This window comes from Chachezhania sediminis, assembly GCF_009765275.1.
Classification (GTDB): Bacteria; Pseudomonadota; Alphaproteobacteria; order Rhodobacterales; family Rhodobacteraceae; genus Chachezhania; species Chachezhania sediminis.
The window spans coordinates 35,029-51,739 of sequence record NZ_VOPH01000017.1; the positions used below are offsets into that span (position 1 = coordinate 35,029).

Consider the following 16,711-nt stretch of genomic DNA (forward strand, 5'->3'; position numbering starts at 1 on the left):
GTCTTCAGTCCGGCGCTTCGGACCGTCTTTGCTTCCATTCACCACCCGCGTGGCGCCATTGGCCCGAGGGGTGGTCTTCCAGAACTACAGGACGACCATGAAACATACTTAACAACGGGACCTCTGCCGCAGTCAGGGCGCCAAGGTGGCAGGAAGCATGGCGGAAGGCCGCCCCGTGGCCCACATATAGGGTAACGCACGACGCATGAGAAACGGTCCCCCGGACATGATCCGCAACACGGCGTCCCGCCTCTGCCAGCGATTCAGCCCCCGGCAGGGGCAGGCAGTAATCGGGATCGGCCTTCCAGCCTGCGGGCGGCGGACCAAAGCGGGGATCGGCAGCCAGCACCGCCTCGATCTGCTCCAGCGTCAGGTTCGCGGCACTGCCGACCGACCGTTCCGTCAGCGCGTCTGTCTGGCGGATCTCGGTCACATCGAGACCGGCCGCAACCAGCGTGTCGGCCACGATCTCTGCCGTCTGCCAAGCGCGCAGCAGGGTGGAACAATGGATCACCGGGTCCAATGATAGGCCGCCGTCGCCCAGGTATCGGGCCAGTTCGCCCCCTCCATCGGCCGCGTGACCGCGGCCTTCGTCTGTCAGGGGATAGGGCTGCCAAGCGCTTGGCGCGCCCTTCGCTTGGGCATAGGCACCGTGACGCAGGAAGGCCGCCCGGGCGGTCATGTCGCCATCGCCCTGGCAAAGAGCGTGCGGCCCGCATCTGCCAGCGCGTCGAAATCGACCCGGCCCGTGACCTCGAACATCGCGACATTGCGCAGCGCGTCCAGATACCCGGCCGGCAGGGGCGTTTCGGTATCCGCCAGAAAGCTGCCATCGGGCTTGTGGTAGAAGACCCCGGGGCTTTTCATGATCGCCGGCAGCAGGTCGGGTCGGTCATGAAGTGATACCGGCCGCACCAGCGTCGGCGCATCGGTGTCGTGCCGCCAGTTCAGGACCCAGTAATGGGTGATCACCGTCGCCAGCCGCGTCCGCCCGGCGCCATAGACGGCGTCTATGTCGACGTCGTGCTTGTCCTCCAGCGACCAGAGGTCGGCCTTGTCCATCGCCGCAACCTCGGCCAGGCGCGCCGGCGTCAGCAGGCCATGCAGACGCGGATTGCCCAGGATGGTGCCCGGGTTGATCCGCGGGGGCTTCGGCACGCCAAGACCCCGGGCCCCGTCGGAAGCCGCGCGCAGAAGAAGCCGGTCGTTGGTGACATAGGACAAGCCGCCCATGTCCATCAGCCGCAGGATGGTGGTGGACTTACCCCCACCCGACAGGCCCGACACCGCCAGCCCGCGCAGCCCGTCCGTCACGGCAGCAGCATGGGCGATCTGCCAGCCGTCGCGCTGTGCCGCGCCCAGGATCTGGGAATTGGCGAAGTTCACGATCTGGTTCAGGTTCTGCCCCGCCGGCCCGAAGGCCACGGCGACCCCCTGCCCCAGAAGGAACGCCATGCCGGTGCGCACCTTCACCACCAGCCGGCCGTCGGCCAGATCGGCATAGGCATCCTTGCGCCCGACCTTCCCCGGCTCGCGCGCCCATGGGATGACCGGCGGCAGATCCGTCAGCGGCGGGCAATCCAGCACGTGGATGGTGATGCAATCTTCCGCCCCCTCGCCCACCACGGCCGGGGCCAGCATCGCGGCAAGGTCCGCGCGCAAAGCGGCTGGGCAGCGCAAGGTCAGGTGAATGTCGCCGGCCTTCAGGAAGATCGGTTCGGTCCCCTTCAGCGGCGAAAGGTCCAGACGATCAAGGATATCGGATACGCGCGTGGTCATGCAGTTACCTGTTCCAGGACATGGTCCGCCAGCAGCGCCGCGGCATCCAGTCCGCAACCTTCGTTCACACCGCGGAAACCGCCGAAGGCCGAAACCTCGAACACCACCGGACCACTGGCGGTCAGGGCCACATCGACGGTGGTAAAGGACAGCCCGAAGGGCGCCTGTGCCTTTTCGGCCAGGGCGATCAGGTCGGCATCGGGGTCGAAGGCCGCGTATTTCCCGCCACTGTGGATCGTCGTGTTCCACGCGTCGCTTTGCGACACGCGGGCATAGGTACAAAGGTACTTTCCACCAAGGAACACCATGCCAAGGTCCTGCCCCGACAGGTCCAGCTTCTGCTGGATATACATCACCGGGTTGGCCACCCCGAAATCCGCCAGCACCCGATCAAGGTCGGGATCTTCGGCGGAAACCAGCGCCATGCCCCGCGCCTTGGTGGAATAGAGCGGCTTCAGAACCGCGCCGCCGAAGGCATCAATGGCGGCACGGGCTGCGGTCAGGTCCTCGGTCACGCGGGTCGCGGGCATCGGCACACCGGCATTGGCCAAGGACACGGTGCAGGCCAGCCGGTCGATCAGGCGCAGGATCGATTCGGGGCGGGAAAAGATCCGGACGCCCTTCGCTTCGGCCACCCGCAGCAGTTCCAGCCGGTCCAGCGCATGGGGCGAATAGGTTTCCGAGATCTTCTTGACCACCAGACCGTCCAGCGTGGACAAGTCCAGCCCGTCATGGATCAACCGGCCCGTGGCCAGGTCGCAATCGACCTGCCCCATGTCGATCACGTGGCGAAAGCCGGTCCGCGCTTCCAGCGCGTCGGCCATGGCTTCGGTCGACCATTTGCCGGGAATGCCGACAACGCCGATGCGGTGGTTACTCACGAAACAGCTCCTCGATGGGCAGGCTCAAGCGCTGTTCCTTGCCTGCGGGGCAAGCCAGCGCTAGGTCGAGCAGATAGCGCGACCGCTGGAACATCCGCCGCGCATGGGCACGGTCGAACACGAAACGGGTGGACGACGCGAAGGACCGCGCCAGGCCCAGCGCCAGGCGATAGTCGAAGGTCGTGTCCTTCCGGGCCCGCGCGAACTTGCGCGACACGTTGTGGAAATCCCCGGCCATGGCCGCGATCCGCCGCCGGATCGGCACGTCGTGGATCTGAAGCCGGTACATCGACACCAGGAAGACGGAAATGTCCTGCACGTAATCCATATAGCGCGACCGGTGCAGGTCGATGAAATGGATCCGCCGCTCGCCCGGGTCATAGATTATGTTGTCGAGGTTGAAATCCCCATGAATGAAGACCGAAAACGGCGCTGCCAGCGCCGCTTCGCGCGTCGCCGCCCGTTCGATCAGATCTTCGAAACCCGCGATCTTCAGGCCCCCGATCCGGCGCGTGCCTTCGTCGAATTCCGGGTGCACGCGGATCACGTCGCCCATCCGGGCCTTCAGCTGCGCCATCGACCCCATCGCCGCCGGTTCGTCCGTCCGCGTCCGCGTCCAGACATCGCGCAGGGTGCTGGACAGCGCGTCCTGCGCCTCGGCCAGCAGGGCGTCGCTTTCGTTCAGAAGGATATGTTCCAGCGTCTGCCCCGGCAGGTGTTCGATTAAGAGCGCGGCGGACCGGCCGCGTTTTTCCCAGGACAGGATCTTGGGCGCGAGACCCGGATAGATCGTATGCCAGCTTTTCACGCCGTCGCGTTCCTCGCGCAGCTTGGCCTTTTCGCCGTCCTTGAAGACCGCCGGCACCGGTCTGTCGCCGTCCCGCGCCGTGACCGAGGATATCGCGCTGCCCGACTTCGTGTCCGCAAGCGGCGCCACCGCCATGTCGCCGGAAGTTTCCGACAGGATCGACCGCAGGGTCAAATAGCGATCGAACTGCACCGACTGGCCGATATTGGCGGAAATCAGTGCCTCGCCGATGCTTTCCAGCGCCTCGCCCATGCGCCGCACCTCGTTTGCGGTCAGCAGGCAGTGGGCCAGGTCCTCGATATCCCGGCCTTCGCGCATTTCGGCCGTATAGGTCGCGAAGAGGGTGCGATAACGCTTTTCGACCTTGGCCGAGGTCTGACCGATGGACACGGCCTTGCGGCTGTCGCGCGCGGCGATGGCAGGCATGACGCCGTCCACGGCCTTGCGGACCTGGGCCACGACCTCTGCATAGACCGGGCCGCGCAGAAGCTCTGGCCGGGACACGGCTTCGGCCTGCAGAACTGCCTGACGGGCGTGGCGGCCGATCAGATCCAGGTTCCGGGCCACCAGCTCCATGTTCTTCAGGAGCAGGCGCTGGGGTTCGGTGCCCTTCTTCCGCGACAACTGCGCGATCGAGGCATCGTGCACCCGCTGGCGCAGATTGTAGGCATAGCCTGCCCGCACCATCAGCCGCTGGGCCGCACCGTCGCCCGGCGCCTTGAAGTAATCCTGAAGCTTGGCCAGCTGGCTATCGAGTTCCGCGCACAGGAAGTGGAGGTTCTCGTCAATCGCCCGCGGCAGGCCGGGCTGATGCTTCATCGCGTCCTCGCAGGTCGGGTTTGCGCGCTACTCGTCAAGCAGGCCCAGGTATTGCGGTGCATCCTTGGCCGCAAGAATTGTACGATAGTCCGGCTTGAACCGCGCCGGCGGCGTGTCGAGCGAGGCCCAGATGGTGCCGATCTGCGACGGATCCGGCGCCGGACCCAGCTTCGGGTCATAGCCATCGGCGACGGTACACAGGAACAGGAATTCCAGCCGGTGAAGCCGGCCCGCGTCCTTCTTCTGGAACAGTTCGGCCACGTGCAGCAGTGGGCCGACCCTGACCTTGGCCCCGATCTCCTCGGCGCATTCGCGGACGACGCACTGGGCCAGCGTCTCGCCCGGGTCCTGCTTGCCGCCGGGCAGGGTCAGATAGGGCTTCTGGCCGCTGCGCTTCTTCAATTGCACAAGAACATGACGGTCCCGCAGGATCACGGCACGGGCAGCCGGGCGAATGGGCAGTGTGAACCTGTTCAAAACGTCGCGTGCCTTGCCTATCTCGCCGGTTTGTGGTCCCGGATGGTTGCGGGACAAGTGCCTTGGAGACCCAGCCGTGTCAAACCCCATCGTCGCCAGAAGCGGCGAAACGACCGTGACGGCCCGCCCCGGCCGGGCCCTGCCCGACGTGCCGGCGGACGGTCCGCGACTGCTGTTCTTCAGCGGCGGCACGGCGCTGAACGACATGTCGCGGCGGCTGAAGCGCTATACTTGGAATTCCGTCCACCTGATCACGCCCTTCGACAGCGGCGGCAGCAGCCAAGTCCTGCGCCGCGCCTTCGACATGCCGGCCGTGGGCGACCTGCGCAGCCGGCTGATGGCACTGGCGGATGAAACGGTCGAAGGCCAGTTCCATGTCTACCGCCTGTTCACCCACCGTTTCGCCAAGGTCGACCTGCCGTCCGGCCGCCCGGCCCCGGCGGGGGAATACGCGGCCCTCTTGGAAGGAACCCATCCGCTACTGCAGGACGTGCCGGACCCCGCCCGGCAGGTCATCGACATGTTGCTGGTGGAATTCGACGCACACCTGCCGAAAGAATTCGATTTCCGCGGCGCCAGCGTCGGCAACCTGATCCTGGCGGGCGTCTATTTCGCCCATGGCCGGCAACTTGCCCCAGCGCTGGAACTGATGACGAAGATGGCCGGGGTGCAGGGCATCGTCCGCGGCATCGTCGACGTGAACCTGGAGATCGGGGCGGAACTGGACGACGGCACCACCGTCATCGGCCAGCGCGACATCACCGGCAAGGAAGTGGCGCCACTGGCCCGTCCCATCCGTCGCCTGTTCCTGGTGGGACCTGACGGAGAGCTGCCGCCCCAGTCGGTCCCGCTGGGCGAGCAGAACCGCGACCTGATCACCGGAGCGGACCTGATCTGCTTTCCCCCCGGAAGCCTTTACACCAGCGTCATCGCCAACCTGCTGCCCGCGGGCGTGGGGAGGGCCGTCGCCGCCTCGACCGCGCCGAAGGTGCATGTGCCGAACCTTGGGACGGATCCCGAATGCCAGGGGCAGGATCTGGTCGCCCGGGTCGAGGCAATCCTGTCCGCCCTGCGCGCCGATGCGGGCGAGGTGGAGGCCGTCGACCTGATCGGCTTCGTGCTGGCAGACGTGGACACCTATGACCGGGACGCGGCCGGAGAGCTGAAGCGCCGCCACGGGATCGAGACGGTGGTCATGCCGTTGGTCAGGCCCCAACGACCCGACCGCTACGACCCGGACCTGCTGGCCCGGGCGCTTGTTCAGATGGCCTGATCCGTCACGCGTAGATGAAGGACCGCATCGAGGCGGCGCCCAGGTCGATCCCTTCGGCAAAGAAGGCCAGGTCGTCCTTGTCGTCCGCAAGCGCCGCACCGTAAAGCGCGGGGATGAAGTGTTCGACTGTCGGATGGGCCAGCCGCATCAGGTTGCCGATCTTCGGCGCCTCGACGAAGGCAGCGACATTGCGGTCGACCAGCCAGTCGGCGGTCATCTGGTCGAATTCCACGGCAAAGTCATGCGGCACCCCGTCGAAGCGCAGGGCGCGCAGATTGTGGACCAGATTGCCCGACCCCATGACCAGCACGCCACGGTCGCGCAGCGCCTTCAGGTCGCGCGCCAGTTCGACATGCTTTTCGAACGACATGCGCAGGTCGATCGACAGCTGGAAGACCGGCACATCGGCATTGGGGAAGATCTTGGCCAGCACGGCCCAGGACCCGTGGTCCAGGCCCCATTCGACGTCTTCCTCGACATGGGCATGGCTGGACAGCATCGCCGCAACTTCGCGTGCGATCCCGGGCGCGCCAGGAACCGGGTACTGCTGGGCATAGAGTTCCGCCGGAAAACCGCCGAAATCGTGGATCGTCCTGGGGCGTTCCGAGACATGGACCAGCGTCGTGCCCCGGGTCATCCAGTGGGCCGAGATGCACAGCACCGCCTGCGGCACCGGAAGGGCCTCGCCCAGCTGGGCCCAGGACCGGGTATAGCTGTTGTCGTCGATCACATTCATCGGGCTGCCGTGCCCCACGAAAACGACCGGCATCCGCGGGCTGGCCTTCAGCCCGGCGGTCATTTCGTCAAAACTCACTGTGCGTGGCATGTTCGTGCCCTCCTGCCAGATCCCGCCAAGATAGGGCACCGAACTTCCTGCGCCACCCTGCGCGCAAGCGCGGTACATGTGCAGAGCAAGAGAGAGCGCGATGTCCCGGGGCGGAAGGATGCCCCCCCGCCCCGCCAGGTCGGGCCTGTGTCAGGCCGGGGTCTTTTCCCAGAAGGGCGCGCGCAGATCCTTCTTCAGGATCTTGCCGATGGAACTGCGGGGCAGGACGTCCCGGATCTCTACCCCCGAAAGGCGCTGGCTCTTGCCCAGTTTCCCGTTCGCGCGGGCGCAGATTTCTTCCGCTGTCGCGTTCGATCCCGGTTTCAGCACGACAAGGCCCAGGGGGGTCTCGCCCCAGGCATCCGAAGGCACGCCGATCACGGCAGCATCCGTCACGTCCGGATCCGCCAGAAGCACCAGTTCCAGGTCGTTGGCATAGATGTTCAGCCCACCCGAGATAATCATGTCCTTCTTGCGGTCCGACAGAACAAGAAAGCCATCTTCATCGAAGCTGCCCATGTCGCCGGACTTGAAATAGGCGTCGCCGTTTTCGTCCCGCCAGATGTAGTCGGCGGTCAGATCTTCGCGCCCGTGATAGCCGGCCATCATTGCGGCGCTGCGGCCGCAGATCTCTCCGATCTCGCCCGGGGCGACTTCGAGGCCCTTCTCGTCCAGAAGCTTGATCTTCACGCCCGGGCCCGGCTGGCCCACGGTGTGCAGTTTGTCCGGGTGGGCGCCGGTGTCCAGCACCGTGACCCCGCCGCCTTCGGTCAGGCCGTAGTATTCGACCAGGTTGCCCGGGAACCGTGCCAGCACGTCGGCCTTCACATCCGCCCGCAAGGGGGCCGAGGTCGACAGCTTCAGCTTCATCGAAGACAGGTCGAAACTGTCGAAATCCGGCACGTCCATGATCCGCTTGTACTGGACCGGGACCAGCATCGAATGGGTGATCTTCTCGCGCTCGATGATCTCCAACAGCCCCCGCGCGTCGAACTTGGGCATCAGGTGCACGGTCGAGCCGCCGACCAGCGTCGGCAGGAAAGCCACGATGGTCGTGTTGGAATAAAGCGGTGTCGACAGCAGCGTGCGCGCCTGCTGATCGTATCCGTTGGCCGTCACGCGATCCATCTGCACGGCGCGCATCCAGTGGGAATGGACGATACCCTTGGGTGTGCCCGTGGTCCCCGAAGAATAGATGATGTTGAAGGGATCGGTCATCGCGATCTCGACCATCGGATCGGTGTCCGGGGCCGCGTCTGTCAGGGCCTGGAAATCCTCGTACCCGTCGGCGACGAAATCGATGGCGAAGCGGCGGACCGGCAGCCGGTCCAGGAACGGGTCCACCAGCGCATGGTATTGTTCTGCCACGAAGAAAATCGGCGCGCCGCAATCGGTCAGCATCTTTTCCAGCGCATCAGACGACGACATCGTGGCCAGCGGCGTCACGCAGCCGCCGGCGCGCAGGATGCCCATGAATAGCTCGGCAAAGGCGACGGAGTTGGGCGACAGCACGGCGATATTGTCGCCCTTCTGCAGACCGGCGGCCAGCAGCATGTTCGCAACACGGTTGATCCGCGCGTCGAACTGGGCCCAGGTCAGGCGGGTGTCGCCGCAGACCAGCGCCTCAAGCCCCGCGTTTTTCCTGGCGGATTTGCGGACCATCTCGACCACCGTTTCGGTGGGCGGCGTTTCCGGCGCAGACGGATTGATCGTGACCATAATGTTCCTCCCTCGACGCCGGACTTTCCCGCCAAGGCCCGCTTTTTGCAAGCCTTACATTTGTCAGGAAGGGGAACATGTCACAGGGCGCAAACAGAGGGAATCGCCACGAGGTGATTGTCGAAGACCAGGTCCCATGCCGTCGCGGCGGGTTTCAACCCGGTAGAGTTGCCGACCGAAAGGCCGCCCGCCCGGCTGATCACCACGCCGTCGCCGAAAGGGGCAACGCCGCTGGCCAGTTTCAGATCCACGGACCCTTTCGCAGCACCCGTCGCGGCATCGTAGAACAGGACGTGATTGCCACGCGGCCCCGTCACCGCGATCTCGTGCCCGTCGCCCGAAACGGCAAGGGAATCGGCGAATTGCTGCATCCGGGCGGTTTCGGGATGGGGAAGGTAACGCAGGTCGTCCCCCTTGCGGTGAATCGCGGCCAGCGGGACAATCTGCATGGGATTGCCGAACCATTGCATCGCCAAGACCACCTGCCCGTCTGGCGTTTCCGCCACATGGCGGATGGAGTTCGGGCGCATCTCCACCGGCGGTTCCACAACTTCGGCAAGGGTTCCGTCGGGGTGCAGATAGGTCAGGTTCGGGCGGATGTTGGGCAGGTTCAGCTTGGCACGTTCAAAGGCCGGATGGGTCTGGATCCCGCCATTGGCCACAACGAAGCGACCGTCGCGAAGGCGCAGGATCTCGTGCGGGCCGATTCCGCCGGAGGTCATCTCGTCCACGCGCCGGTAACCGGCAGCGACGTCCCAGACGCCGACCCGGCCCGCCGGTGCGTCATAGTCGTTTTCCGTAGTCAGAAGCCACTTTCCGTCCGGCGTAAAGGCACCGTGGCCGTAGAAATGCCGCCCCTCGGGCGCCGGCAATTCGGCCTGGACCCGGCCCGTGGTACAGTCGATCACCTGCGCCACCGTGCCGGGGCGACGGGGAAAGGCGATCAGTTCAGCCCTTTGGGGATGAGCCGCGGCGGCATGGCCGCGGGCGGGCACGGGGATGCGGAACACCTCGGCCCCTGTGCCATCCAGCCCCACGATGAAGGTGGCATAGTCGCCATCGTTCGCTGCACTGACGAACAACGGCGCACCCGCGGCCGCCCAGCCCTTGGTGGCAAGACCCGCAAGGACGGCCGATCCGGCCGCGAGGAAGCCGCGGCGATCCATGTCAGTCCCCGTCGGCCGGGCTGAAGCCGGTGTCGACGCCCAGGGCGGGCCCGACCTCCTGCGCCAGCGTGGTGCGCAGGTCGCTGATTCTGTTCTGAAGCGCTTCGACCCGAAGCCGGGTCTGCGGATCCGCCACTGCCTCGGCAATGGGTCCACCGATGCGGTCGATCCGCTGCTGCGCCAGTTGCAGGCCCTGCAGAACCTTGTCCCTATCCCGCGGCTTGATGTCCCCGGCGAAACCGTCGCTGATCATCAGGGCGATCCCATCCAGCTGGGCATCGATCAGGTCCGCGGTCAGATCCGACCGCCAGGCCTCGGCCCTTGTCGGGAAAGGGTGGTCATAGGTTCCAAGGGGCCGGGCCAGTCGCTGGTCCGAAATCCGGACAAGGCCGAAATCCAGCGCGGTATAAAGGGTCTTGGTGAATTCCTCGGGCGAGCGGTAGACCGGATTGTCAGGGCCCGCCGCCAGCGCCAGTTCGGCCCAGCCTTCCGGTCCGAACCAGTCGCCATAAAGCCGACCCGCCACCTGGGTCATGTAGGCGGTGATGCCGACGATCGCCGGGCATTCCGGCATGTCCTCGTAGAGCAGCCGCTCCAGCGCCGGGAACCCCTGCCCCGCGGCGGACCCGAGTTCCACTGTTTCCGCCAGCCGCTGCGCCTCGGCCGGGTGCGACAGCAGTCCCTGCAGCGCGCGACCGACGAAGTTCTTCTTGTCGGGCCAGAAATTCACCGACAACGCCGCGGCGTTCCGTTCGATGGGCCCGAACTGATAGCTGTCGAGCGGCGCCCAGGCCAGCCAGGCGTCCCGGAAGGCGGTCCGGACCTCCTCCTTGGGCGCGTCGTTGTCGCAATGATCGATGGCCGCGGCTTCCAGCGTGACCGTGGCATCGCGGAAGGCGCCAAACTGGCGATCCAGAACCGCCAGCGCACGTTCCCGAAGCGCCTCGTGATCCGGAGCGCCGCTGCCCGGTCCCCCGCCCTCCTGCGCCACGGTCGTCGTTGCAGCAAGGATCAGGCACAGGGCCGGCAGAAGTCTTGGCATGGAACGGCGCTCCTTTTGCTTGCGCCCTTACTGGAACACGGCGCTTTCGTTGTCGAGACTGTCCGACCCTTCGATCGTCACACCTTCGAGACCGACAACCTCGATCGCGCGCTCGATCTCGCGGGTCTGGGCGACCAGCGCGTCGATGGCGGTCATCAGCAGCAACTCGCCCGCGGCATTGCCGCTGCCCAGCATCTGGTCATAGGACATGACACCGGCTTCGGCGGTGGTCTTGATGGCGCCCAGCGACATCATGGTGTGGTCCAGCGCCCCCGACAGCGCAGCGGCCAGCGCCGGATCGCGTTCGGCCACGATATCCTTCAGCGACGGACCTTCGACGACCGACCCGTCAATGCGGACATAGCGGCCGTTATAGACGTTCCACATGCCCAGCCCGTCGTAATAGTGGCTGTTGTGGGTGTTGTCGGAAAAGCAGTCGTGCTCTTCCTCGGGGTCGTGCAGCAGCACACCCAGCTTCATCCGCTCGCCCGCCTGCTCGCCATAGGACAGCGACCCCAGGCCGGTGAAGGCCATCACCAGACCATTCGCCGGATCGGCAGAGACATCGGCCCGCCCCTGCCCGCCTTCCGACCAGTTGGCAACGGCCTCTTCCAGATCCGACACCAGAAGGTCGGTCGCAGCGACCAGATAGGCCACGCGACGATCGCAATTTCCGCCAGTGCAGTTCGCGGTATCGAAGTCGGTCGCCGGGCGCTCGCCCGCGCCCGGACCGGTGCCGTTCAAGTCCTGGCCCCAAAGCAGGAATTCGATGGCGTGGTAACCGGTGGCCACGTTCGCCTCGATCCCGTCGATTTCATGCAGGCTTTCGATCAGGTCCGCATTGATCTCGGTCGCATCCAGCACCTTGCCCGACAGCTCCACCGTCGGATTGGCAATAATGTTGATCTGAGCGTAGGGGTTTTCGTCGTTCCCGCCCAGGCCCGCATCGACATAATCGATCAGCCCTTCGTCCAGCGGCCAGGCGTTCACCTTGCCCTCCCAGTCGTCGACGGTCGGGTTGCCGAAGCGGAACGCCTCGGTCTGCTGATAGGGAACGCGGGCCGACTTCCACGCCGCCCGGGCCGCTGCCAGCGTCGCCTCTGACGGATCGGCAACCAGGGCCGCGACGGCATCCTTCAGCACCCGTGCCGTGGACAGGCTGTCCTCGTACCCGGCCTGTGCGATATCGGCATAGGTCGCGATGACATCGGCGGGTTCCACCGCATCGGCCGCCCAGGCGCTGCCGCCCGAAACGAGAGCAGCAACAACTGCGACAGAGGTGAGCAAATCGGAACGCAGACGCATGAGCCTATCCTTGAAAGCCATTTCAGATACAGGTTTGCTCCCGTGATAGTCCCATCACCCGCACCCGTCCACCATTTCCGACTTTTTTGCTCGGATACGACGCCGAGGCGCCACGCGCGTTGCCTGTGACGTCCGCCACGGACAGAGGACCCAGCTTCTCGGCCGCCCTGCATCGCAGGACCCCGGCGCACAGCTATCGCAACGACACCAATGTCGCCCACCCCGGGGAAATGCATGTCCTCGCGCCAAACACGGCGATATCCGGTTGACGCTTATGTCGGAAAAACCTATTCAGCGCTCCACGTAGGGGTATAGCTCAGCTGGTAGAGCGACGGTCTCCAAAACCGTAGGTCGCGGGTTCGAACCCTGCTGCCCCTGCCACTTCCAAGCTCATCGACTGTCCGAATTTCGGCGCTTCATCGTACCCGATACTCGGTGCGCTGAACCCGTCTTGCCGCCATCATGACCTCGCACACCAGACACCGCGAAATGTCGGCTACCATTCAGTTCACTGACATGACGCATCGTTGTAAGCGTTACAAAGGGCCCCCTAATTGGTCTATTCCACGCTCCCCTTAGGCACCTTATATTGGCGTACGCCAATACGGGAGCCCGAGAATCGGTTGTGATCGGCCATATTTGCCGTCCACGATCATCAGATTTGTGTCCGCTTCGCGCCTCCATGTCGGTCGTTGGAGGGCTGACGGCGATCGCCTAAACGTGGAATCGGAATAAGCCGCCGGGGGCGTGGCCACGATCTCCGACGGTCGTGCCTCTCCATTTGTGGGCGTTCTTTGACCAGGACAGATGTTAGCTCGCTCGCCGGCGGAGTTGAGCAGCGGCATCGCTCACATTGTGACTTCTCTAAAGTGACGCCTGAGATGGCACGGGCCACCTCTCAGGCAGATTCCAGAAGAATGCAGACGTCGTCGTGTGGCGTCATGATCGTGGTGCGCAATTTAGCCCTGGTAACGCTTACACGAAAATTCTGGCGAGCCTGGGAAAGGTCGCCGTCTCCCTTGTTCTCGCGGACGATCCGATCCGGGTTCGCCTTGATCTCCTTGCCGACCCGCACGGGCCATCCTTCGAAGATGATCACTTCGTCGAACTGCTTTCCCTTTGCCTTGTGCATGTTCATCACAACGATGCCCGTCTCGGGGCGCTGCGTGGTGGCAAAGTGGTCCTGAACGAACGCCAGCCGCGTGATGTCAAGCGCATCAGCATATCGACCTCGCTCGCGCCAGTTCTGTTCCATCGTATTGCGCAGCATATTGCCCCGCTCGAGCAGACGCACGTTGCGGGCGTCGTTCGCAATCGCCCGTAGTCGGGGACACGCTCCATCAGCAAGCTTGGCGCGAATGGCGATCCAGTCCTTGTCAGGATCGCCGAGCATGACAACCTGCTGGCTTGCGTAGAGTACGGCAGCGATAGGTTGGATGACGCTGTTCGCGTGCGGGGCGCGTCCCGCGGCGATCCGCTGGTTCCATTTCGCCAGCGCCCTCTCCAGTCTGATCGCATCTCCCAGATCACCCTTGCCTGGGTCAGGCCCCCCACGGCCGCGAAGGTACTGGCACATCAGGTGGACCAACTGGTCGAGGTCATCCGCAGCACGCGCTTGCTGGAGTAGTAGCGCGATGACGTCGGCTGCCAGGATCGGTCCTTCCATATCGATTGAGGCGGCATGGGCGATGGCGGGCACGTTGCCGAACGGTTCGCGCAGGATATCGGAAACAAGCCGCATCATCCGCTTGGTCGGAACGAGGATTGCTAGCGACCAAGCGGGCCGCCCTGTGGCGATCAACCGAGCACGCGCCTGCAAGACCCGCGTGACCAGCGCTGCATAGGCCTGGCTCCGATTAGATGGAAACCCGTAAAAAACGATTCCTTCATACTCGGACTTGCTGAAGTTGGCGGTCAGTACCTCGTTGCCGAAAAGCAGAATGTCCGTGTCCTTGCTGCGGTGGTTATCCGAACCGAGCTCGGTGAAGGTCGGAGCGAACGCAGCCTTGAAGTGGTCAAGGCGAGCGGGATCGGCCCCGATAAACTCGAAAATCCGTTGCTCGGGGTCAGCCAGCGCGATCAAGGTGCAACGGTCGCCAAGCGCCTTAACGACGCGCCACTGAGCCGCGCTGGTATCTTGGAACTCATCGAGAATGATGCAGGGCCAGGTGATGGCAGCGAGCGCTCGCAGTTTGGCCGACTCCTCTAGAAGCCGCGCTACGAGATCGGCAAACAGATCGAAGCAGATTTTCCCCTCAGCAAACGCAAGGCGGTCCCGCTCAGCCTTCTCGCGCGTTCGCTTTTTGGTTAGCTCGGCATCGTCGAGCTTTTTGTCGGCGCCATATTCCCGGCGAATTGTAGCCAAGGCAATCGCCTCACCGGGTGGCGCGAGTATCGAGATCCTGCGCGGCAGGCCGACCAAATAGCCGTGCGTCTTGAGCAGCCGCCAGAAGAAGCTGTGATAAGTGTCGACCTCAATCCGGCTCTGATCGGCGGGCGAGATGTCCTGTTCCTCGTCGATCGCTTCGAGGACACGGGATACTGTCGCGCGCGCGAAGCTAAGAAAGAGGACACGCTGTCCGGGCTTGAGCGTTTCGCGGGCGATCTTTGCCGCCTTCAGGATCGACACGGTTGTCTTCCCCGAGCCGGGGCCGCCTGTGACCAACTGATGGCCGGCGGTCGCGAGTACGATCTGCTGCTTCGGCGTAAGGTCGACCATGATTCTTACTGCTACAAGCCGGAAAGGACGTCGAAATCGCCGCCGTCACCGCCAGTTGCCGGCCCCGCAGCCGGCGGAGCTGGGGGCGGATCGCACAGCTCGCGCAGCCGTGCGCAGGTCTGCCGAAACCAGAGAGGTATCTCGGCCTCTGAGCACTGGGCGAGGAAGTCGGCGATGCCCCAGTTGCCCTTCGACCACTGAAAATAATCCATCAGCGCATCGATTATATTCACATTGGAGCCCTTATGCTTGGCCAACAGATGCTGCGGCCAAGCCAGCGACTCCGAGAAGCGGTTCATTGCCTCCACAGTGGTGTTCTTCAGGACAAGTTCTTCAATGCCCTTTTCAGGATGCATGAACAGGTGTTCGACTTCGGCCTCGATCGCCTGCTGTGCCGCCTTTGTCTGCAGGTCACACAGCGCGAACACTCGCTTGCCCAGCCCCGCATAGAGCTTGCCCAGATCTGCAATCTGAGTCTCGGTCTTCGCATTAACTATTGTAATGCCCAAGGCTTCGATCGAGGTGTAGGCCGCCGGATTGAGATCAGAGAGCCGGCGCGCGACGACTGGAAGAGCTGCTGCTTCGGAATCACCCTCCGCGATAAGCACCCGGCGCGCCAGCAGCCCTTCGCAAAATTTAGTGCGGAAGTCCTGACGGTAGCGCTTGTGCTTTACGCTGTCGGGTAGGGTGAGCGACGACTGGCTTAGCACGCCTTGGTCCGTCCGTGAAAGGATGACGGTCTCGTCAAGACTGAACTCTTCCAGGACATAGGGGGAATGCGAGGTGAGGATCGACTGGGCCGCGAGCTTGCGTAGCTCATGGACGATCCGCTTCTGCGCATAGGGAGGAATGGCGGTTTCGACCTCCTCCATGGCGAAGATCACATTCTGCTTGTCCTCTGCGATCTGAGAGAGAAGCGCCAAGACGAGCATGTTAACAGTGCCTGTGCCCTGCCGATAGAAAGGCGCGGCATGGTCGCCATTGCCGGTGGCGATAAAGGCAGTGATCACTTTGCGCAAATGCTCCCGCGTCAGGCTGGAGACTCGAAGCTGCGGCTGGGCACCCCATTCACGGGGAACATATTTTTTGAGCGAGACATTCACGCTTTCGAGGACCCCGCTGATGCCCATTTCAGGGGCGCCCGCCACGTCCAGTGTGGAAAGTGCTTCGAGTGTGCCCTCCCAGAGTCGAGGGCGGATCTCCTTCAGGCGGAGGATGATGTCGAGTAGGCTGCCATGCTCAAGGCTGAGCGCGCGCGACCCGGTCCTGAGCGAGCGGAGAAACAGGAAGCCGCAACGCTGCTTATCGTTCTTGCGGAACGGCGTGGGCGTGTCGTCCTCGGTCAGGCTGCGGGTAAAATAGGTGGTCCCGGTGAAGTCGTCCTCGTCGGGATCATATTGACCGATAAAAGTGACGCGCAGCGCCGCGTTGATGGCCGCGGCATCTATGCCGGCGGGGTTCGCTTCTGTGAACAGAGTTCCATCGACCGTGTTGAGCCACTCAATGCTACCGCCGAAACGAGCGAGCTGTTCGTCCGACAGGTCAGTGATGGTCACTTCGATCTCGATCCGCGGTGGCGCTGCATCTACCGGTGGGTTGCCCCCGACATTCACGGGGGCATCACTTCCTTGGTCGGCCGCTTCCACAGCAGGCGGAAGATAGCGCCCCTCGAAGAAATCGTGCTCGTCTACCGGCGGCCGACGGGATAGCCGATCGGGCCCCAGCACCAGATCGATGGCCTCCAGAACCGAAGATTTGCCGGTATTGTTGTCGCCGATAAGCACCGCATGGGCCGGCAAGCAGATGGTGGCGCACCTGATTCCGCGAAAGTTGTTGATCGATACCGAATGAATTCGCACTTCTGCCTCCACCCCACCGCTCCTGCGCAAGATGAAGC

13 protein-coding genes and 1 tRNA gene are annotated in these 16,711 nt (G+C 64.1%); 2 read left to right on the plus strand and 12 right to left on the minus strand.

Translation table 11 applies throughout. From position 1 onward, the window contains the following. Positions 1–4 precede the first annotated feature (4 nt). Genes FQK05_RS24650 through FQK05_RS24670 form a run of 5 tightly spaced genes read right to left on the minus strand, consistent with a single transcriptional unit; the run spans position 5 to position 4,764 of the window. Positions 5–682 carry a histidine phosphatase family protein gene (locus tag FQK05_RS24650; protein ID WP_158972030.1) on the minus strand — a complete coding sequence of 226 codons (678 nt, stop codon included), beginning with the start codon at positions 680–682 and terminating at the stop codon, positions 5–7. Continuing rightward, positions 679–1,779: an HprK-related kinase B gene (locus FQK05_RS24655; protein ID WP_158972032.1), complete on the minus strand. Its 1,101-nt coding sequence runs from the start codon at positions 1,777–1,779 to the stop codon at positions 679–681. The genes FQK05_RS24650 and FQK05_RS24655 overlap by 4 nt, the downstream gene beginning before the upstream one ends. Beyond that, on the minus strand, positions 1,776–2,660 hold the full coding sequence (locus FQK05_RS24660; protein ID WP_158972034.1) for a GAK system ATP-grasp enzyme: 885 nt from the start codon (positions 2,658–2,660) through the stop codon (positions 1,776–1,778). Before FQK05_RS24660 ends, FQK05_RS24655 begins: the two co-directional genes overlap by 4 nt. Further along, positions 2,653–4,287: a phosphotransferase gene (locus FQK05_RS24665; RefSeq protein ID WP_158972036.1), complete on the minus strand. Its 1,635-nt coding sequence runs from the start codon at positions 4,285–4,287 to the stop codon at positions 2,653–2,655. The genes FQK05_RS24660 and FQK05_RS24665 overlap by 8 nt, the downstream gene beginning before the upstream one ends. Positions 4,288–4,314: 27 nt before the next feature. Beyond that, positions 4,315–4,764, minus strand: coding sequence for an NUDIX domain-containing protein (locus FQK05_RS24670; RefSeq protein WP_233270670.1), 450 nt, complete (start codon positions 4,762–4,764; stop codon positions 4,315–4,317). Positions 4,765–4,840: 76 nt separating this feature from the next. Between FQK05_RS24670 and FQK05_RS24675 the strand changes: the two genes are divergently transcribed. After that, on the plus strand, positions 4,841–6,037 hold the full coding sequence (locus tag FQK05_RS24675) for a GAK system CofD-like protein (RefSeq protein ID WP_233270671.1): 1,197 nt from the start codon (positions 4,841–4,843) through the stop codon (positions 6,035–6,037). Positions 6,038–6,041: 4 nt separating this feature from the next. Here FQK05_RS24675 and ygiD read toward each other — a convergent pair whose 3' ends face one another. The 5 genes from ygiD to FQK05_RS24700 all read right to left on the minus strand — a co-directional run bounded on the left by ygiD (position 6,042) and on the right by FQK05_RS24700 (position 12,095). Further along, entirely contained in the window at positions 6,042–6,863 is an 822-nt protein-coding gene (gene ygiD / locus FQK05_RS24680; RefSeq protein ID WP_158972042.1) for a 4,5-DOPA-extradiol-dioxygenase, read from the minus strand. Positions 6,864–7,013: 150 nt separating this feature from the next. Next, positions 7,014–8,582 carry a class I adenylate-forming enzyme family protein gene (locus tag FQK05_RS24685; protein WP_158972044.1) on the minus strand — a complete coding sequence of 523 codons (1,569 nt, stop codon included), beginning with the start codon at positions 8,580–8,582 and terminating at the stop codon, positions 7,014–7,016. A gap of 80 nt (positions 8,583–8,662) precedes the next feature. Continuing rightward, positions 8,663–9,748 carry a DUF1513 domain-containing protein gene (locus FQK05_RS24690; RefSeq protein WP_158972046.1) on the minus strand — a complete coding sequence of 362 codons (1,086 nt, stop codon included), beginning with the start codon at positions 9,746–9,748 and terminating at the stop codon, positions 8,663–8,665. A 1-nt stretch (position 9,749) separates the two neighbouring features. After that, a complete protein-coding gene (locus tag FQK05_RS24695; RefSeq protein ID WP_158972048.1) occupies positions 9,750–10,790 on the minus strand; it encodes an imelysin family protein in 1,041 nt (346 codons plus the stop codon). A 27-nt stretch (positions 10,791–10,817) separates the two neighbouring features. Continuing rightward, a complete protein-coding gene (locus FQK05_RS24700; protein ID WP_158972050.1) occupies positions 10,818–12,095 on the minus strand; it encodes an imelysin family protein in 1,278 nt (425 codons plus the stop codon). A 305-nt stretch (positions 12,096–12,400) separates the two neighbouring features. On the opposite strand from FQK05_RS24700, the gene FQK05_RS24705 reads away from it, so the two are divergent. Then, positions 12,401–12,476, plus strand: a tRNA-Trp gene (locus tag FQK05_RS24705). Positions 12,477–12,993: 517 nt separating this feature from the next. Here FQK05_RS24705 and FQK05_RS24710 read toward each other — a convergent pair. Then, positions 12,994–14,814, minus strand: coding sequence for a UvrD-helicase domain-containing protein (locus FQK05_RS24710; protein ID WP_158972052.1), 1,821 nt, complete (start codon positions 14,812–14,814; stop codon positions 12,994–12,996). Positions 14,815–14,825: 11 nt separating this feature from the next. Beyond that, entirely contained in the window at positions 14,826–16,685 is a 1,860-nt protein-coding gene (locus tag FQK05_RS24715) for an ATP-dependent nuclease (protein ID WP_233270672.1), read from the minus strand. Between the last annotated feature and the right edge of the window lie 26 nt (positions 16,686–16,711).